General features: G+C 74.6%; 18 protein-coding genes. 10 read left to right on the top strand and 8 right to left on the bottom strand.

What is annotated here, in order from left to right; translation table 11 throughout:
* Nucleotides 1-15 precede the first annotated feature (15 nt).
* From ABD363_RS21885 to ABD363_RS21870, 4 genes are all read right to left on the bottom strand, one after another.
* A complete protein-coding gene (locus ABD363_RS21885; protein ID WP_344606190.1) occupies nucleotides 16-366 on the bottom strand; it encodes a hypothetical protein in 351 nt (116 codons plus the stop codon).
* A gap of 383 nt (nucleotides 367-749) precedes the next feature.
* Nucleotides 750-1,913 (bottom strand): S1 family peptidase, encoded by a 1,164-nt coding sequence (locus ABD363_RS21880; RefSeq protein WP_344606188.1) that lies wholly within the window; start codon nucleotides 1,911-1,913, stop codon nucleotides 750-752.
* 186 nt (nucleotides 1,914-2,099) lie between these two features.
* The gene (locus ABD363_RS21875; RefSeq protein WP_344606186.1) at nucleotides 2,100-2,963 is read right to left on the bottom strand and encodes a DMT family transporter; all 864 of its coding nucleotides are present in this window, start codon (nucleotides 2,961-2,963) and stop codon (nucleotides 2,100-2,102) included.
* Between the two features lie 322 nt (nucleotides 2,964-3,285).
* Nucleotides 3,286-4,149 carry an AraC family transcriptional regulator gene (locus ABD363_RS21870; protein ID WP_344606184.1) on the bottom strand — a complete coding sequence of 288 codons (864 nt, stop codon included), beginning with the start codon at nucleotides 4,147-4,149 and terminating at the stop codon, nucleotides 3,286-3,288.
* Between the two features lie 130 nt (nucleotides 4,150-4,279).
* Here ABD363_RS21870 and ABD363_RS21865 point away from each other — a divergent pair, with 130 nt between their 5' ends.
* The 3 genes from ABD363_RS21865 (at nucleotide 4,280) to ABD363_RS21855 (ending at nucleotide 6,644) form a co-directional block, all read left to right on the top strand.
* Complete coding sequence (locus tag ABD363_RS21865) at nucleotides 4,280-4,870, top strand: non-oxidative hydroxyarylic acid decarboxylases subunit B (RefSeq protein WP_344606182.1); 591 nt, start codon at nucleotides 4,280-4,282, stop codon at nucleotides 4,868-4,870.
* Nucleotides 4,871-4,936: 66 nt separating this feature from the next.
* Nucleotides 4,937-6,367 carry a non-oxidative hydroxyarylic acid decarboxylases subunit C gene (locus tag ABD363_RS21860; RefSeq protein ID WP_344606180.1) on the top strand — a complete coding sequence of 477 codons (1,431 nt, stop codon included), beginning with the start codon at nucleotides 4,937-4,939 and terminating at the stop codon, nucleotides 6,365-6,367.
* 43 nt (nucleotides 6,368-6,410) lie between these two features.
* Nucleotides 6,411-6,644, top strand: coding sequence for a non-oxidative hydroxyarylic acid decarboxylases subunit D (locus ABD363_RS21855; RefSeq protein ID WP_344606178.1), 234 nt, complete (start codon nucleotides 6,411-6,413; stop codon nucleotides 6,642-6,644).
* A 66-nt stretch (nucleotides 6,645-6,710) separates the two neighbouring features.
* Here the strand turns inward: ABD363_RS21855 and ABD363_RS21850 are convergent, their stop codons facing one another.
* Both ABD363_RS21850 and ABD363_RS21845 read right to left on the bottom strand, forming a co-directional pair.
* Nucleotides 6,711-8,051 (bottom strand): MFS transporter, encoded by a 1,341-nt coding sequence (locus tag ABD363_RS21850; RefSeq protein WP_344606176.1) that lies wholly within the window; start codon nucleotides 8,049-8,051, stop codon nucleotides 6,711-6,713.
* 296 nt (nucleotides 8,052-8,347) lie between these two features.
* Nucleotides 8,348-9,091 carry a GAF and ANTAR domain-containing protein gene (locus tag ABD363_RS21845; protein ID WP_344606174.1) on the bottom strand — a complete coding sequence of 248 codons (744 nt, stop codon included), beginning with the start codon at nucleotides 9,089-9,091 and terminating at the stop codon, nucleotides 8,348-8,350.
* A gap of 233 nt (nucleotides 9,092-9,324) precedes the next feature.
* Here ABD363_RS21845 and rpmG point away from each other — a divergent pair, with 233 nt between their 5' ends.
* Together rpmG and ykgO are read left to right on the top strand one after the other, a co-directional pair.
* Complete coding sequence (gene rpmG / locus ABD363_RS21840) at nucleotides 9,325-9,489, top strand: 50S ribosomal protein L33 (RefSeq protein ID WP_344606172.1); 165 nt, start codon at nucleotides 9,325-9,327, stop codon at nucleotides 9,487-9,489.
* A gap of 29 nt (nucleotides 9,490-9,518) precedes the next feature.
* A complete protein-coding gene (ykgO, locus tag ABD363_RS21835; RefSeq protein ID WP_344606170.1) occupies nucleotides 9,519-9,641 on the top strand; it encodes a type B 50S ribosomal protein L36 in 123 nt (40 codons plus the stop codon).
* On the opposite strand, the gene ABD363_RS21830 is transcribed toward ykgO, so the two are convergent.
* Nucleotides 9,622-9,933, bottom strand: coding sequence for a hypothetical protein (locus ABD363_RS21830; RefSeq protein ID WP_344606168.1), 312 nt, complete (start codon nucleotides 9,931-9,933; stop codon nucleotides 9,622-9,624). The two genes, ykgO and ABD363_RS21830, sit on opposite strands and share 20 nt — an antisense overlap.
* Nucleotides 9,934-10,088: 155 nt before the next feature.
* Between ABD363_RS21830 and ABD363_RS21825 the strand changes: the two genes are divergently transcribed.
* From ABD363_RS21825 to ABD363_RS21810, 4 genes are all read left to right on the top strand, one after another.
* Entirely contained in the window at nucleotides 10,089-10,454 is a 366-nt protein-coding gene (locus tag ABD363_RS21825; RefSeq protein WP_344606166.1) for a hypothetical protein, read from the top strand.
* Nucleotides 10,455-10,629: 175 nt separating this feature from the next.
* Complete coding sequence (locus ABD363_RS21820) at nucleotides 10,630-10,842, top strand: DUF4287 domain-containing protein (protein ID WP_344606164.1); 213 nt, start codon at nucleotides 10,630-10,632, stop codon at nucleotides 10,840-10,842.
* Between the two features lie 105 nt (nucleotides 10,843-10,947).
* Nucleotides 10,948-11,277, top strand: a complete 330-nt coding sequence (locus ABD363_RS21815) for a hypothetical protein (RefSeq protein ID WP_344606163.1) — start codon at nucleotides 10,948-10,950, stop codon at nucleotides 11,275-11,277.
* Between the two features lie 112 nt (nucleotides 11,278-11,389).
* On the top strand, nucleotides 11,390-12,142 hold the full coding sequence (locus tag ABD363_RS21810) for a carbonic anhydrase (RefSeq protein ID WP_344606162.1): 753 nt from the start codon (nucleotides 11,390-11,392) through the stop codon (nucleotides 12,140-12,142).
* 90 nt (nucleotides 12,143-12,232) lie between these two features.
* On the opposite strand, the gene ABD363_RS21805 is transcribed toward ABD363_RS21810, so the two are convergent.
* Nucleotides 12,233-14,050 carry a helix-turn-helix domain-containing protein gene (locus ABD363_RS21805; RefSeq protein WP_344606160.1) on the bottom strand — a complete coding sequence of 606 codons (1,818 nt, stop codon included), beginning with the start codon at nucleotides 14,048-14,050 and terminating at the stop codon, nucleotides 12,233-12,235.
* A gap of 169 nt (nucleotides 14,051-14,219) precedes the next feature.
* On the opposite strand from ABD363_RS21805, the gene ABD363_RS21800 reads away from it, so the two are divergent.
* Nucleotides 14,220-15,968, top strand: coding sequence for an FAD-dependent oxidoreductase (locus tag ABD363_RS21800; RefSeq protein ID WP_344606158.1), 1,749 nt, complete (start codon nucleotides 14,220-14,222; stop codon nucleotides 15,966-15,968).
* The last annotated feature ends 215 nt before the right edge of the window (nucleotides 15,969-16,183 follow it).

Raw genomic sequence — 16,183 nt, 5'->3', positions numbered from 1 at the left:
CCGCGGCCCGGCCGCTCAGGCCGCGGCGGCGAAGGTCGTGCTGATGGCGGTGTCGACGCGGGCGTGGACGACCAGACGGGGGCAGAGGTCGTCGGCGTTGCCCTCCAGCAGCCGCCGTATCGGGGCGCTGTGCGCGACCACGGACATCAGCACGCCCAGACGGGCGCACAGCCGATGGGCCCGGAGCACGGCACTCACCGCCGCGTCGCTGGAGGCCGCTTCGCCGAGGACGATGACGACGGGAGTCGGCGCGTGGGCGCCGACCAGTTGGGTGATACGGGTGGAGAGTTCGGCGCGTCCGCCGATTCCGGGGTCCTGGTCCACCGTGACGACCAGGACACCATGCTCCAGGGCGTGGGACAGCATCGCGGCCTCCGTTCTGACGCCGTGTGGCGTGCGTCTTCTCAGAGAAAGTGCCCCGGACCGGTTCCGCAATGCGTGAGGTGACGGCACGTGACCGATCTCGCAGTCCAGGAACGAGTTCCTCCATGAAGGCCCGTCGAACCGTGCATCGGCCACGAATCCCCCGTTTATCCTCAAAAGCCTCAAAAGTTGGTTTCGACGGTGTGACGGATGGGCCGGCCGGCCTGCGGATCGAGGCGCCGTGGAGCGTTCGGCGCAAGCCGTCGACCGGTGCCGGCGGCCGCCGCGGCCGCCGGACCGCCCGGTACGAGGCGGCCGCGGAGAGGGACGGGCGGGGGAGGGAGGGTTCCGCCGGCGGTCCGGCGGCCGGCGGAACCCCCGGGGGGTCAGGCCGTGTGCAGGGTCAGCCCGTAGCGACCCAGGATCTCGTTGACCGGCTGGAACCAGGTCTCCCCGCCGCCGGAGCAGTTGCCCCAGCCGCCGGAGGTCACGCCCTGCGCCTGGTCGCCGCTGATGAAGGAGCCGCCCGAGTCGCCGGGTTCGGCGCAGACGCTGGTCTTCGTCATCTGGTGCACCGCGCCCTGGCTGTAGTTGACCGTCTCGTTCTTGGCCAGCACCGTGCCGCAGTGCCAGTGGGTGGTGGAACCGGAGCGGCAGACCGAGGCCCCGACCGGCGCCTCGGCCGAGCCGCGCACCAGCTGGTCGGGAACGGTGCCCCAGCCGAGGACCACCGGAACCGTCCACCAGCCGCTGCCCACGCTGACCCAGGCGTAGTCGTTGTCCGGGAACGACGAACCCTGGAACGTGCCGATGTACGAGCCGTCCCAGCCGCTGACCCCCGCGCCCGCCCGGCCGCAGTGCCCGGCGGTGACGAAGCCGCCGTGGACCGAGAAACCGATGGAGCAGCGGGCGTTGCCCGTGTAGTACGGGTCGCCGCCCACCGTGCCCGCCGCGAAGGTGCGCGGGGCGGACGGCACCGTCCGCACGGTGACCGGACCGGCCTCGCGCGCCTCGGCGAGGAACCGACGGACATCGTTGTCGGCCCGCTCGCCGTCGACGACGTCGACCACCACCGCGTTGGCGGCCGGATCGACGTGCCAGCTGCTGACGCCCGAGGGCGCGCGCAGCCGGTCGATGCGCGCCTTGGCCGCGTCCAGCCGGCGCGCGCTGTGCTCGACGGTCCGCACCTGCGCGCCGGTGGACCGGACGGCCCGGACCGTCGCGGGGGCGGCGTCGGAGGTGACGGCGACGGTGAGCCCGCCGCTGCCGGCGTCGAACCACGAGCCGGCGTAGGCGGCCCCGGCCGCCCGGCGCGCCTCGGGCAGCAGGCCGGTGGCGCGGCGCTCGGCGGCCAGCCGGGCCTCGGCCTGATCCGGCGTCAGGCCGAGGTCCCGCTGCATCGCCCGCAGCAGGCCGGCGGAGGCGGGCGGCGTCGACGCGGCGGGAGCGGGGGAGTCGCTCGCCGCGGCCGGCAGGGCGCCGGCCGCGGTCCAGCCGCTCAGGACCAGGAGGACGGCCAGGCCGACGTGCTTGAGTCGGGTGCGTCTCATGGGAGTTGCCCTTCGTCGTTCCAGCAAGGTGGGGGCGGAACAACCGCGAGGTGCGAGCGTTCTCACAGGAACTTGCGCGGAGCTTAGCGGTGGCGGCCGGTCAGGTCCATGCCAATGCGAGGATCGTTCTCCCGGGTTCTCCCCGCGGTCGTCCGCCGGCTCGCGCCGACGTCGCCGCGGGACTGCTCACCGTCCGGTTCTCAGGTCGAACCCCCGCCGCGCCAGGGTCAGGACGCCCGCGACGACCAGCGCGACACCGAGGGCCTGCGGCAGGAGCCACCAGCCGGCCCGCAGGTGCTCCCGGTAGAGCAGCACGCCGAGCAGCAGGCTCACCGTCGCGTCCCCCAGGGTGAGGGCGGGCTGGGAGGCGACCAGGGGGCCGCCCTGCATGGCGTGCTCCAGCAGCAGCACGGCACAGACGCCGGCCGCGGCGAACGCGTACGTCTGCCAGGCGGTCAGGAAACCGGCCACGCCGCCGGTGTCCCACGCCTGCATGGCGTCCTTCAGCAGAGCCGCCGTCAGCGCGTAGCAGACCGCGGTGGCCGCGCCGAGGCACCCGGCCCGCGCCTTGCCCGGCGGCCGTCTCAGCCCGGCGCCGGCCGACAGGACGGCCGCCGCGGCGCAGGCCGCCAGCGCCGGGAGCCAGCGCGCGGTGGACACGTGCGTGTCCTCGCCGGACGGCGCCGCCGCGACCAGCGCCAGGCCGAGCCCGCAGACCACCGCGGCCACGGCCGCCCACAGCGCCGCGGGCAGTTCGCGCCGGGTCATCAGCGAGGCCAGCAGCAGCGCCAGGGGGAGTTCCAGCACGAACAGCGGCTGGACCAGCGACAGCGGGCCGGTCGCCAGCGCCGCCGCCTGCCCCGCGCCGGCGACCACGACCGCCAGCATTCCGCCGAGCCACACCGGCCTGCGCGCCAGGTCGGCGACGAGGCCCGCGCGAAACCCCCGGGTCTGCGGCACGCTCAGCGCGGCACGCCGCTGCAACACCGTGGCCAGCGCGTTGCTGAACGCGGCGAGCAGCGCGAAGAGGACCGGCACTACGACACCCATCCACCGATCCTCACCCGGCCCGTCCCCCCGCGCGCGCCGCCACGGCGCGGCCCCACCCGTGCGGCCGATTCGGCCAATTGGCGGAACGCCGAACGCGTGCGCTATGGTTGATCTCGTTCACGGCGCCGGAACTCCCGGCTCCGGACAGTGCGTTGGTGGTCCAAGGAAAGACGCCCCGCTTCCTGCGGGGAGATGCAGGTGCAAGGCCTGCCCGGCGCTCCAGCGACGAACCCCGCCCCGGACACCCGGGGCGGGGTTCGTGCGTGAGGGCGGTCCGGCCGCAGCCGCCGGTCCCCGCCTCCGGTCCCGGCGGCTCGGCTCCTCACGCGCCGCGCGCCGCCCTGCGGAACGCCGCCGGGGTCGTCCCCGTGCGCTGCCGGAAGAACTTGGTGAAGTCGCTGGAGTCGCGGAACCCCAGCCGGGCCGCGATGGCGCCCGCCGGCAGGGGACTGTGCGCGAGCTCCCGCTTGGCCTCCAGGATCACCCGTTCGTCGATGTAGCGCTTGGCGGACATCCCGGTCGCCGCCTCCGTGGCGCGGGTCAGCGTGCGCCGGCTGTAGCCCAGGGCCGCCGCGTAGTCCTCCACCCGGCGCGTGCCGGCGAAGTCCCGTTCCACCGCCGCGTGGAACCGGCGGAACGTGTCGTTCGGGACCGGCGCCCCCGGACGGGTGCCGCGCGCCTTCGCCAGCCGCAGCAGCAGCACCGCCAGCAGGTGCCGGACCACCCGGACGTGCGACTCCAGCGGCAGTTCCGCCAACGCGTCGTACTCGTAGCGCAGATGGCCGAGCGCGCGGCGCAGCCCCTCCGCGTCCGGGCCGGCCGGGCTGACCGGGCCCTCGGGGAACAGCGGATCGGCCAGGACCGCGGCGGCCGTGGCCGTGTCGGGGAAACCCGGCGGGAAGGCGACCACCACGCCGTCGGCCTCCGGCAGGTCCCGGCCCCAGCGCTGCACCTGCCCGGGACGGATCCACAGCCAGTCCCCGGCCGCCAGGGCGTGGGTGGTGAAGTCCACGGACACGGTGAGGCCGCCGGAGCGCACCGCGACGAGCTGGTGGAAGGCGGGCCGCAGCGGCGCGTACGGGTCGTTGCCGTGCCGGAGGGCGCGTTCGGCCAGTCCCGCCAGCGCCACCAGCTCCAGTCCCGGCGGGGACCCGGCCGTACGGCGGAACTCCAGCTCCCGGATCACCGGCCGTTCCGCAGACTGTCCGTTTCTTCCCATGACAAGTCCCGAGCGTACCGCGGGCGACCACTTCCACGCTCCTAACGTGGAGGCGTCGGTGCAGGTCAGCAGCGTGAATGCGGAAGGGAGCCGACATATGAGGCTGGTCGTGGGGATGACCGGAGCGACCGGAGCCGTCCTCGGTGTCCGGTTCCTGCAGAACCTGGCGGAGCTGCCGGAGGTGGAGACCCATCTCGTGCTCAGCCGCTGGGCGCGCACCACGATCGAACTGGAGACCGGCCTGTCGGCGGACGCGGTGGGCGCGCTGGCCGACGTCGTGCACCGGCCCGAGGACCAGGGCGCGGTGATCTCGTCCGGGTCCTTCCGCACCGACGGCATGGTGGTCGTGCCCTGCTCGATGAAGACGCTGGCGGGCATCCGCGCCGGTTACGCCGACGGCCTGGTCGGCCGCGCCGCGGACGTGGTGCTCAAAGAGGGCCGCCGGCTCGTCCTGGTCCCGCGCGAGACGCCGCTGAGCGAGATCCACCTGGAGAACATGCTCGCGCTCGCCCGCATGGGCGTGCGGATGGTGCCGCCCATGCCGGCGTTCTACAACCACCCCGAGTCCGTGGACGACATCGTCGACCACGTCGTCGCCCGCGTCCTGGACCAGTTCGACCTGCCCGCGCCCGCCGCCAGGCGGTGGCAGGGCATGCGCGCCGCACGGTCCCTCCGGCCCGCGCCCTGACGACCGCCCCGCGGCCCCTTTCGCGCCCGCGTCCCCCCAGCTCCTCACGACACCCCTGGAGTTCCCATGCCCCACGACGATCTGCGCAGTTTCCTCCGCACGCTGGAGGCCGAAGGCCAGTTGCTGCGCATCGGCGAGGAAGTCCTGCCCGAACCCGACCTGGCGGCGGCCGCCAACGCCGCCGGCCGCATCGGCGAGGGCGCGCCCGCCCTGTGGTTCGACAACGTCAAGGGCTTCACCGACGCCCGCATCGCCCTGAACGTGCACGGCTCCTGGGCCAACCACGCGCTCGCCCTCGGCCTGCCCAAGCACACCCCGGTCAAGGAACAGGTGGCGGAGTTCGCCCGGCGCTGGGACGCCTTCCCCGTGGCGCCCGAGCGCCGCGAGGACGCCCCGTGGCGGGAGAACACCCAGGAGGGCGACGACGTCGACCTCTTCTCCGTCCTGCCGCTGTTCCGCCTCAACGACGGCGACGGCGGCTTCTACCTCGACAAGGCCGCCGTGGTCTCCCGCGACCCCGAGGACCCCGGCCACTTCGGCAAGCAGAACGTCGGCACCTACCGCCTGCAGGTCATCGGCCGCGACCGGCTGGCCATGCAGCCCGTCCCCGTGCACGACATCGCCCTGCACCTGGGCAAGGCGGAGGAGAAGGGCGAGGACCTGCCGGTCGCCATCACCCTCGGCAACGACCCGGTGATGGCCATCGTCGCCGGCATGCCCCTGGGCTACGACCAGAGCGAGTACGAGATGGCGGGCGCCCTGCGCGGCGCCCCCGCCCCCATCGCCACCGCCCCGCTCACCGGCTTCGACGTGCCCTGGGGGTCCGAGGTCGTCATCGAGGGAGTCGTCGAGAGCCGCAGCCGGCAGATCGAGGGTCCCTTCGGCGAGTTCACCGGCCACTACTCCGGCGGCCGCCGGATGCCCGTCATCCGTGTCGACCGCGTCTCCCACCGCACCAGGCCGGTCTTCGAGTCCCTGTACCTGGGCATGCCGTGGACCGAGTGCGACTACCTGGTGGGGCCGAACACCTGCGTGCCGCTGCTCAAGCAGCTGCGCGCCGAGTTCCCCGAGGTCCAGGCCGTCAACGCCATGTACACGCACGGCCTGCTGGCCATCGTCTCCACCCGGAAGCGGTACGGCGGCTTCGCCAAGGCCGTCGCCATGCGGGCCATGACCACCCCGCACGGACTCGGCTACATCACCACCGTCATCGTCGTCGACGAGGACGTGGACCCGTTCGACCTGCCGCAGGTGATGTGGGCGGTGTCGTCGAAGGTCAACCCGTCCGAGGACGTGGTGATCGTGCCCAACCTCTCCGTCGTCGAACTGGCGCCCGCCGCGCAGCCCGCCGGCGTGACCAGCAAGATGATCATCGACGCGACCACCCCCGTGCACCCCGACCGGCGCGGCAACTTCTCCACCCCGGTCAAGGACCTCCCCGAGACGGGGGAGTGGATCGCCAGGCTCCAGCGGCTCCTGGCGGAGAACCGCCGCTGACCGGCCCCGGAGTCCGTCACCGCAGTCACGAAGGAGATCCCCGATGACCCACTGCCCCCGCTGCGCCTTCGACACCGTGGACACCCTGCACTCCTCGCCCGTCCCCGGTGTCTGGGACGTCCTGCAGTGCCGCCGCTGCCGCTACACCTGGCGCACCACCGAGCCCGCCCGGCGCACACGGCGCGACGCCTACCCCGAGCGGTTCCGGCTCACCGCCGAGGACATCGACAACGCCCCGGAGGTCCCCGCGGTCCCGCCCCTGCGCCCCTCCGCCTGAGGCGCGGCGGACCGGCGCGTGACGCCGCCCGGGGCGCCGTACGGGGTCGTACGGCGCCCCGGGGCGTCAGTCCGCGGCGCCCGCGAGCGCGGTGCGGTGACCCGTGGCCGGGCGTCGCCGGGCACGGCCGGCCAGCGGCACCAGCGTGATGGCCGCGGCACCGAGCACGGCGGTCACGGCGAACGTGGTGAAGCCGACCCCCGCGTCGCCGCCCGCGATCACCGCGCCGCCGAGCCAGGGCCCCACGACCGCGCCCGTGCGGCCCACGCCGGTCACCCAGCCGAGCCCGGTGGCGCGCTCACCGGGCGCGTACACCCGCGCGGTGGCCGCGTAGACCATCACCTGCGCGCTGAACAGCCAGACGCCGGTGATGAAGACGACGGCGTACGCCACGCCCAGCGGGAGCTCGGCCCGCAGCAGGAACGTGCCGACGGCGGTGAGCAGGAACCAGATCGCCGAGACCCGCACCGGCCCGAACCGGTCGGCGGTACGGCCGGCGACCAGCATGCCGAGGATGCCGCCCGCGTTGATCACCATCAGGAAGGTGACCGACGAGGACAGGGAGTAGCCGGAGGCGCGCATGAGTTCCGGCAGCCAGGTGGAGACGCCGTAGACCAGGAGCAGGCCCGCGAAGGACGCGATCCACAGCAGCGGGGTCGCCCAGCGGGCGCCCGGTGCGAAGAGTGCGCCGATGGCGGCCATGCGTCCCTTGGCGCCGGCCTGCGGCGCCTCGGTGGCGCCGGGCCGGTCGAGGCCGTAGCGGTCGGCGATCGCGTACGCCTGCTCGGCGCGTCCCTTGGCGAACAGCACGCCCGGCGACTCGGGCAGCCACTTCAGCACCAGCGGCACGGCGACGACGGCGGGCAGCACGCCCGCCCAGAAGACCCAGCGCCAGCCGTGCTCGGGGGCCACGGCGAGGCCGATGCCCGTCGCCGCCATGCCGCCGGCGTGGTACGACGTCATCATCAGGCCGGTGGCCAGCGCCGCCCGGCGCGGCGGCGCGAACTCGGCGACGATGGCCAGTCCGATCGGCATCAGTCCGCCGAGTCCCAGCCCGGACAGGAACCGCCCGGCGCCGAACACGGCCGCCCCGGGAGCCACGGCGCACAGCGCGGAGCCCAGCGAGAACAGCAGGACGCTGCCGGTCACCAGCGGTTTGCGGCCCAGCCAGTCGGTGAGGGTCCCGGCGGCGAGCGCGCCGATCAGCATCCCGAAGGTGGTCCAGCTGCCGACCGTGCCCGCGGTGCCGGGGGAGAAACCGAGACCGGGGTCGTCGAGCAGGTGCGGCATGACGGCGCCGTAGATGTTGACGTCCATGCCGTCGAAGAACACGGCCAGCCAGCACAGCGCGATGACGGGCGCGACGGCTCTGAAGGAGCGGCTCGGTGGGGACGCGGGGGCGCTCAATGGGGGCTCACTTTCTCTCACGGCGTCGTGAGAAGCGAGGCGGCGGGAGCCGTGCACGGGCTCTGGGCCCGAAGCGGCTGCGGCTCCCGCCGGTGGCGGCTCGTCACCGGCGGGAGGGGCCTCGCCCGTTCCTCCGGTGTTCCTTGTTCGCGTAGTGAAAAAATATGCACTCGGCGTTGCGAGGGAGTCTCCGGACCGGACCGGGCCTTGTCAATGGTTGTGCGGGAGCGAAGGGGCGCGACGCACTTCCCGGAGGAGTCCGGAGGGAGCGCCTTCCCGCGGCGGGGCCGGGAGAGTCAGGGGCGGGGAGGCAGCGGGGGCCGGGCGGCGGGCGGCTGCCCGCTCAGGTCGGCGATCAGCCGCTCGCACAGATCGCGGAGCTTGGTGTTGGTCTCCTGCGAGGTCGTGCGCAGGATGTCGAAGGCCTCCTCGACGCTGCACCGCCGCTGCTGCACCACCGCGCCGATGGCCTGGTCGATGACGGCCCGGGACCGCAGCGCCGCCTGCAGATCGCGCGCCAGGTCCTCGGCGTCGCTCAGGCGCTGGGCCAGGGCGATGCCGCCGCCCGCCTGCGCCGCGATCCGCGCGAGACGGTCCCTGTCCCGCTCGCCGAAGGCGTTCGGTTCGGTGGCGTAGAAGTTCAGGGCGCCGACGGTGTGCGTCCGCACGGGGACCGGCACCGACAGCAGGGAACGGACGCCCAGCGAGGCGGCGTACGCGGGGTAGTCGCCCCAGCGGGTCTCCCCGTGGGTGTCCGGCACCTCCACGATCCGCCCGGTGCGCAACGCGTGCAGGCAGGGACCGTCGTCCTGCCCGTACTGCTTCTCGTCCAGCTTGTCGGCCGTGGAACCGCTGCTGACCACGGTCAGCGGGCGATGACGGCGCTGCAGCGTCACCCCGCAGCCCTCGGCCCGGGAGACGGCCAGGGCGTCGTCGACCAGATGCCGCAGGAACGCCCGCAGCGAAACGGTCTCCAGCAGCCAGTCCACCACCGGAACCACCCGGTGGTCCCCGCCGCCGTGTCCGTCCGTCAAGGTCACCTTCACCCGCCTTCCTGGGCCGGATCGCGCTCCGGCCGGGCACTCCGTCCCCGTGTGCTCCACACGGTGTTCACATCCGCGCTTCTTCCCGCTTCCCGCGCGTCCTCACGGCGGCGCGCCGCCGCGCGGCGGTCCGGACGGTCCGGGAATGCTCCGGCGGGGGGCGGTGTTGACGGATGCGTGGCTGACATGCACGGGCCAGAGGCCCGAGCGGTGGCCGAAAGGAGAACCCCATGGCACGCACCGGCACGCGTCCCGTCGTCACGCTGAAGTCGACGGCCGGGACCGGCGTCGCCTACGTGACGCGCAAGAACCGACTCAACGACCCCGACCGGCTGGTCCTGCGCAAGTACGACCCGGTGGCCGGCCGGCACGTCGCCTTCCGCGAGACACGCTGAACCGGGACACCGGGGAAAGGACACCCGCCATGAAGGTGCGCAAGTCCCTGCGCGCTCTGAAGGCCAGGCCCGGCGCGCAGGTGGTGCGCCGCCGGGGTGCGACCTTCGTGATCAACAAGAGGGATCCGCGTTTCAAGGCCCGTCAGGGCTGACGCGGGTTCCCGTCCCGGGGGCGTTCCCCGACCGGATCCTGGCCCTGCGGCGTACGGCCACCGCCCGTGCGCCCAGGGCCACGGCCAGCAGTGCGCAGGCCACGGCCGAGTACGCCCACGCGATGGTGGCGCGGGCGGCGCCGACGGCGCTCCAGACCGCCCACAGCGCGAGGACCGTGCACAGCGCGGTCCAGGCGATGTCGGCGACGCGCACGCGCAACTGGTCCCGCTGACGCGTCCCGGGCTCCAGGTCGCCGAGTCCGTTTCCGCCGGCCGTTCCGCGGACCTCCACGTTCGACTCCTTCCCGGCAGATCCGTCACGAGGGATCCACCGGGTACCCCGCGCGGCGCCCGCCAAGCGGGTCCGGCCCCGGCGGTCCGGCCGTCGCGCGTGACACCCCCACCACCCTGCTGCGCCGCTCCTGCGTTGCACTAGGCTCCCGGTCCATGGCACACCCTGATGAACTGCTTCTCGCGATCGCCGAACTGGTGGAGTCGGAGCAGAGCAGTCAGATGTCCCTCACCGTCGTGGTCCCCGGAGCCGTCATCACGGGACGGCTGGCTCCCGAGGCCATGTGGAAACAACGCGTGGCGGAGGTGCTGCGGGACTCCGGACAGCTGAGGCGCTTCGCTCTCCCGTTCGCCGGCCCGGACGCCGCCGGGCGCGACACCCGGCCCACGCACCTGCACTTCCACCTCGCACGGATCCTCCAGGGCAGCTACGGCATCCCCGACACCGGCGGCATGTACCGCGTCGCCCTGGCGGACGTGAGCGCCTGGACCATCGGGGACATCGGCTACTCGGACCAGTGAACCGGGCGGGCCCCGCCGGCCCGCCCGGTACCCGGAAGCCGTCGGCTGTGACATGGATCACTCGTCGGGGGCGATGAGTCCCGCGGCCGCGTCCGGTCGTAGGAAGCGACCGACCCGACCGGGGCGCACCGCGTGTGAGCGGGACGCCCGCAACCGCGACGAGGAGCAGGACGACATGCCGGAGAAGGCCAAGGGACCCGCGAGCTACTTCCCCGCGATCGAGAAGAAGTACGGCCGTCCCGTGGCGGAGTGGACGGAGCTGATCCGCACCTCGCCGCTGAGCCGCCACATGGAGCTGGTCACCTGGCTCAAGACCGAGCACGGACTGGGACACGGCCACGCCAACGCGCTGGTCGCCCACACCCTGGCGGGGGGCGGCAAGGCGTGAGGGAGCATCCGCCCGCCTGCCCGCCGTCGGGCGGGCGGGCGCGCGAAGCTCAGGAACACCTCATATCGCTTGATCGCCGACGCGGAACACGCTCAGCATGGCCCCATGTTCGGACAGGGAAAGTCGAAAGAACTCAACATCCTCGTCCTGCGGGACGCGGACGTCATCGCCGAGAGCGTGCGCTCGGCGCTCGCCGGGGCCGCCCCCGAGGAGCGCCCCGGCCTGGAGCGCGCCGTCGCCCTGATCGAGCAGGCGGCCGCCGCCTCCGACGCGGACCTGCGGATCCGCTGGGTGCACGAACGCCTCGCCGCGGCCGGTTACGAGGGCCCCGCCGACTCCGTGGAGGCGATCAAGGTGCTGCGTGGAGCGGTGCCCGGCCTCAGCTTGCTCTCGGCCGTCCGGCTGTCGAAGGAAGCCGCGGCGCACCGCCCGTGACTCTCATGGAAACGTCAAGTACAGACCAAAAACCGATCAGGACTTGGCCGCGCCCGGTCATGCTTTCGTAACTCGGGCGATCGGCTTCGAACTCGCGTCTACCGTCCCCGACGTGAACTCCGAAGTCACCCCCGACGGACCCGCCGGCCCCGAGCCGGCTCCCCCGGCCACCGCCCGGCGCGCGCTGCTGCGAGCCGGACTGAGCGGAGCCGCGGCCCTCGGCGCCGGCGCCGCCCTCGGTGCGGCCCCCGCCTTCGCGGCCCCCGGCGCGCGCCCCCGGCCCGCCACCCCCGCGCAGGCCCTGCGCGCCCTCGCGGCGGGCAACCTGCGCTGGCGCACGTACCGCGAGAAGCACCCGGACGAAACACCCGCCCTGCGGCAGAGCCTGACCTCGGGTCAGCACCCCTTCGCCGTCGTCCTCGGCTGCGTCGACTCCCGGGTGCCCCCGGAACTGGTCTTCGACCAGGGCCTCGGCGACCTGCTCACGGTCCGCACCGCCGGCGAGGTCCTGGACGAGGCCGTGCTCGGCAGCGTCGCCTACGGCGTGCTCGAACTCGGCATACCGCTGGTGATGGTGCTCGGACACCAGTCGTGCGGCGCCGTACGCGCCGCCGTGGAGGCGGACGCCTCCGGCGAGCGGCTGCCCGCCCACATCCAGTACCTGGCCGACCGGATAGGCCCGGCCATCGACCGCACCGAGGAGGGCGACGCCCGGGTGGACGCGACGATCGACGCCCACGTACGGGCCGTGCGCGCCCAGCTCGCCGCCGAACCCGACCTCGCCGCGCAGGTGGCCGCCGGCCGGCTGGCCGTCGTCGGCGCCCGCTACGAACTGACCAGCCAGCTCGTCCACCGGATCACCTGACGATCGCGCGGAGCGCTCCCCGGGCGCGGCTCCCCGCCCCCCGGGCGCCCGGCGGCGCGGGCGGGGAGCCGCGCCCGCCGGCCGGGCCGCTCAGCTCCGGTAACGGCGCAGCTTGCGGTAGAGCGTCGCGCGGCCGATGCCCAGGGCCGCCGCCGTGCGGGCCTTGTTGCCGCCGTGGCGGCGCAGCGCCTCCAGGATGGTGGTGCGCTCGGCGTCCTCCATCGGGCTCAGGGGGCGTGCCGCGGGCCCCTCGCGCACGGCATCCGGCAGTTCGGCACGCCGGACGGGGCCCGTGGCCCTGCGGTGCTCCGCCAGCGACCGCACGACATGGGCGAGTTCGGTGACGTTCCCGGGCCACCGGTACCGCCGCAGGGCACGCAGCGCGTCCAGCGTCCAGGTGAGCGGAGGCCGCCCCGGGGCGGGCCCGGGCGCCACGGCCAGGAGCAGCTCCTCGATGTCCTCGGGCCGTTCGCGCAGCGCGGGCAGGACGACCGAGCGCGCGGCCAGCGTGTCCAGCAGCCGCTGGAGACACGGCCCCGGCGGCATGCCGGGCGTGTAGGTGGCCAGCAGCGGGGTGTCGGGACGGGCCTCCAGCAGCGAGATGAGCGTGGCCACGTCCGGCTGCGCCAGACGCTCGACGTGCCGCAGGACCAGCGGCCCGTGCCCGGCGGACCGGCCGAGCACGCCGCCCGGTTCCCCCTCCGCCGCGTCCACCACCGGCCCGTCCCCGAGCAGTTCGCACGCCAGCGCGGTCTTCCCGGTGCCGCGCTCGCCGACGATCAGCAGCGGGGCGCGGGAGGCGGCCAGCTCCGCGGCGCGCCCGACGGCGTGCCGCCACGGCACCGAACGCCCCGCCAGCGCGACCCGCCCCGGCCCGTCCGCCGGGACGGGCGCCCGCCCGGGCGCGCGGAGCACCGGGCCCAGCACGGCCACGGCCCCGACGACGCGGTCCCGGTGCCGCACGGGCGTCACCTTCGCCGACCACCCGGCGCCGGGCGGGAGCCGGACCTCGTACGACCCGCGGGAGACCGCCCGGGACCCGCGGGGGCGGTCCGCCCCGGCCGGGTCCGGCCCGCGCGCACCGTCCGCCCCGCCGCCGCCGTCCGGGTCCTGCCGCAGCGCCGCCGCCACGCCCCGCTCCAGGTCCCGCAGTTCCTCCGCGGACAGCAGCCGCCCGGCGGCCTCGCTCACCAGCCGGCTGTGCCCGCCGAAGGTGACCACCGCGCGCTCCTGCCCCGCTGCCGCCGCGAGGTGGGCGTCCAGCAGCACCCGCTCCACCGGCCGCGACCGGGCCGCCAGTTCCGTCTCCACCGCCGCGGCCGCCGCTTCCACCAGGGCCGCCGCCGGGTGCGCCCCGCACCCGGCGCACAGCGGGGACGCCACCGTCACCGTGCCCAGGACGCGCCCGGCGCCGGGCGCCCGGACCGGCGCGCTGACCGCGGACACGTCCTGCCACGCGTCGAGGAAGTGCTCGGGTCCGTGCACCTCGGCGCGGCGGCCGGTGCGCAGGGCGAGGGCCGCGCTGTTGTGCCCGACCCGCTGCTCGGACAGGTCCGGGTGGGGCGTGCCGTGCGGCGCGCTCCCGGCCGTCCACAGCACCCGCAGCCGCTCGTCGGTGAGGACCAGCGCCGACCGCCCGCCGTCCAGGGCGGGGACGAGCCGTTCCAGCACGGGCCGGGCGGTTCCCGCCAGCGCGGACTCCGGCGGCCGGAGCGGTGCCGTCCTTGCCGCGTCGGGCCGTACGCCGAAGAAACGGGCGCGCCGCCACGCGGAGGCGATCTCCTCCGGCACGCCGTCGGGCAGGGGACGCCCGGCCAGGAACCGCTCGCGGGCCTGGCGCAGACGGGTGAGAGCGGAGCGGGCGGGGGGATGCCGGACGGGGGGAGAGGAGTGCTCTGTGGTGGTCATGACACCCCTCACCGTAGCGGGCGCGGCCGAGAGCGCGACGACCGCCGTGGCCGCCGCCCGCCCGCCGTCCCGGGCCGTTTGCTGTCTCGTATTGAGACACCCGCGCCCGCCCGCCCCGCTTCATGATCTTGAGGGCCGGTCCCCTTCCCCCCTTCACCGGAGCGTTCCCGTGCACACCGTCGAGCCCGATGTCGTGACCGACGTACTGATCGTGGGCAGCGGCCCCGCGGGCGCCTCGGCCGCCCTGGCCCTGAGCACCTACGGCGTCCGCACCATGGTGGTCACCCGCCATGCGCGCCTCGCCGACACCCCGCGCGCCCACATCACCAACCAGCGCACCATGGAGGTGCTGCGCGACCTGGGCGTCGAGCGGGAGGTCGTCGCCCGGGCCACCCCGCAGCACCTGATGGGGAACACGACGTTCTGCACCAGCCTCGCGGGCGAGGAACTGGGCCGGATCCGCTCCTGGGGCAACGACCCGCTCGTGCAGGCCGCGCACGAACTCGCCAGCCCCACCCGCATGTGCGACATGCCGCAGCACCTGCTGGAGCCGGTGCTCGTCGACGCGGCGGTCGCCCGCGGCACCGTCTTCCGCTTCAGCACCGTCTACCGGTCCTTCGTGCAGGACGCCGACGGCGTGACGGTCACCGTCGAGGACCGGGTGCGCGGCGACGCGTACACCATCCGGGCCCGGTACCTCATCGGCGCCGACGGCGGACGCTCCCGGGTCGCCGAGGACGCCGGGCTGCCGATGGCCGGCCGGACGGGCGTCGCGGGCAGCATCAACATCGTCTTCGACGCCGACCTGACGAAGTACACCGCCCACCGCCCCGCCACCCTCTACTGGGTGCTCGCCCCCGGCGCCACCGTCGGCGGCATCGGCGCGGGCCTGGTGCGCTGCGTCCGCCCCTGGACCGAGTGGCTGGTCGTGTGGGGCTACGACGTCACCGCGGGCGCCCCCGACCTGACCACCGAGTACGCCGAGTCCGTCGTCCGCGAGCTGATCGGCGACGACGAGATACCGGTGACCGTCAAGTCCTCCTCGGCCTGGACGGTCAACGAGATGTACGCCGAGACGTACTCCAGCGGCCGCGTCTTCTGCGCCGGCGACGCCGTGCACCGCCACCCGCCGTCCAACGGCCTCGGCTCCAACACCTCCATCCAGGACTCCTACAACCTCGCCTGGAAGCTCAAGCTCGTCCTCGACGGCATCGCCCACCCCAGGCTGCTCGACAGCTACAGCGCCGAACGCGCCCCGGTCGGCCGGCAGATCGTCACCCGCGCCAACAAGTCCATCGCCGAGACCGCGCCCGTCTTCGAGGCGCTCGACGGGCTCTCCCCGCAGACCCCCGAGCAGCTGTGGGCCAACATCGCCGCCCGCAAGGAGCCCACCGGAGCGGCCGAGAAGCAGCGGGCGCGGCTGCGCGAGGCGATCGCCTTCAAGGCGTACGAGTTCAACGCGCACGGCGTCGACCTCAACCAGCGCTACACCTCCGGCGCGATCGTCCCCGACGGCACCCCCGACCCCGGCTTCGACCGCGACCCGGAGCTGTACCACCAGCCCACCTCCCGCCCCGGCGCCAAGCTCCCGCACGCCTGGATCACCTCGGGCACCCGCACCCTGTCCACCCTCGACACCGTCGGCAAGGGCCGCTTCACCCTGCTCACCGGCATCGGCGGCGACTGCTGGCTGCGCGCGGCGAAGGCCCAGCCCCTCACCGTCGCCACCGCCGTCATCGGCCCCGGCCAGGAGTACGAGGACCCCTACGGGGACTGGGCGCGGCTGAGCGAGATCTCCGACGCGGGCGCCCTGCTCGTCCGGCCCGACGGGTACGTCGCCTTCCGGCACCCGGTGGCCGCCGAGGACGCCGAGCGGCTGCTGACCGAGGCGCTGCGGCGGATCCTCGGACACGCCTGAGGGAGCCGCCCGCCGCGCCGGAGGCGCGGGCGTGGTCGCGCCGCGCACGCGCCGCGGAGGCCGTCCGGCCGCCTCGGCGCGCAGGGTGCGCCGGGCGTCCCGGAGGCCGCGTGTCGGGACCGGACCCCACGGATGTCATGATCATTCCGCACACCGCACGTGCCGGGCAGGGACGGGCGGGGCACGCGCCCCGCACGCCCGCGCCCGGCACGCAT

It is taken from the genome of Streptomyces glaucus (assembly GCF_039533365.1).
GTDB lineage: Bacteria > Actinomycetota > Actinomycetes > Streptomycetales > Streptomycetaceae > Streptomyces > Streptomyces glaucus.
This window is presented reverse-complemented; position numbering and strand designations above follow the sequence as displayed.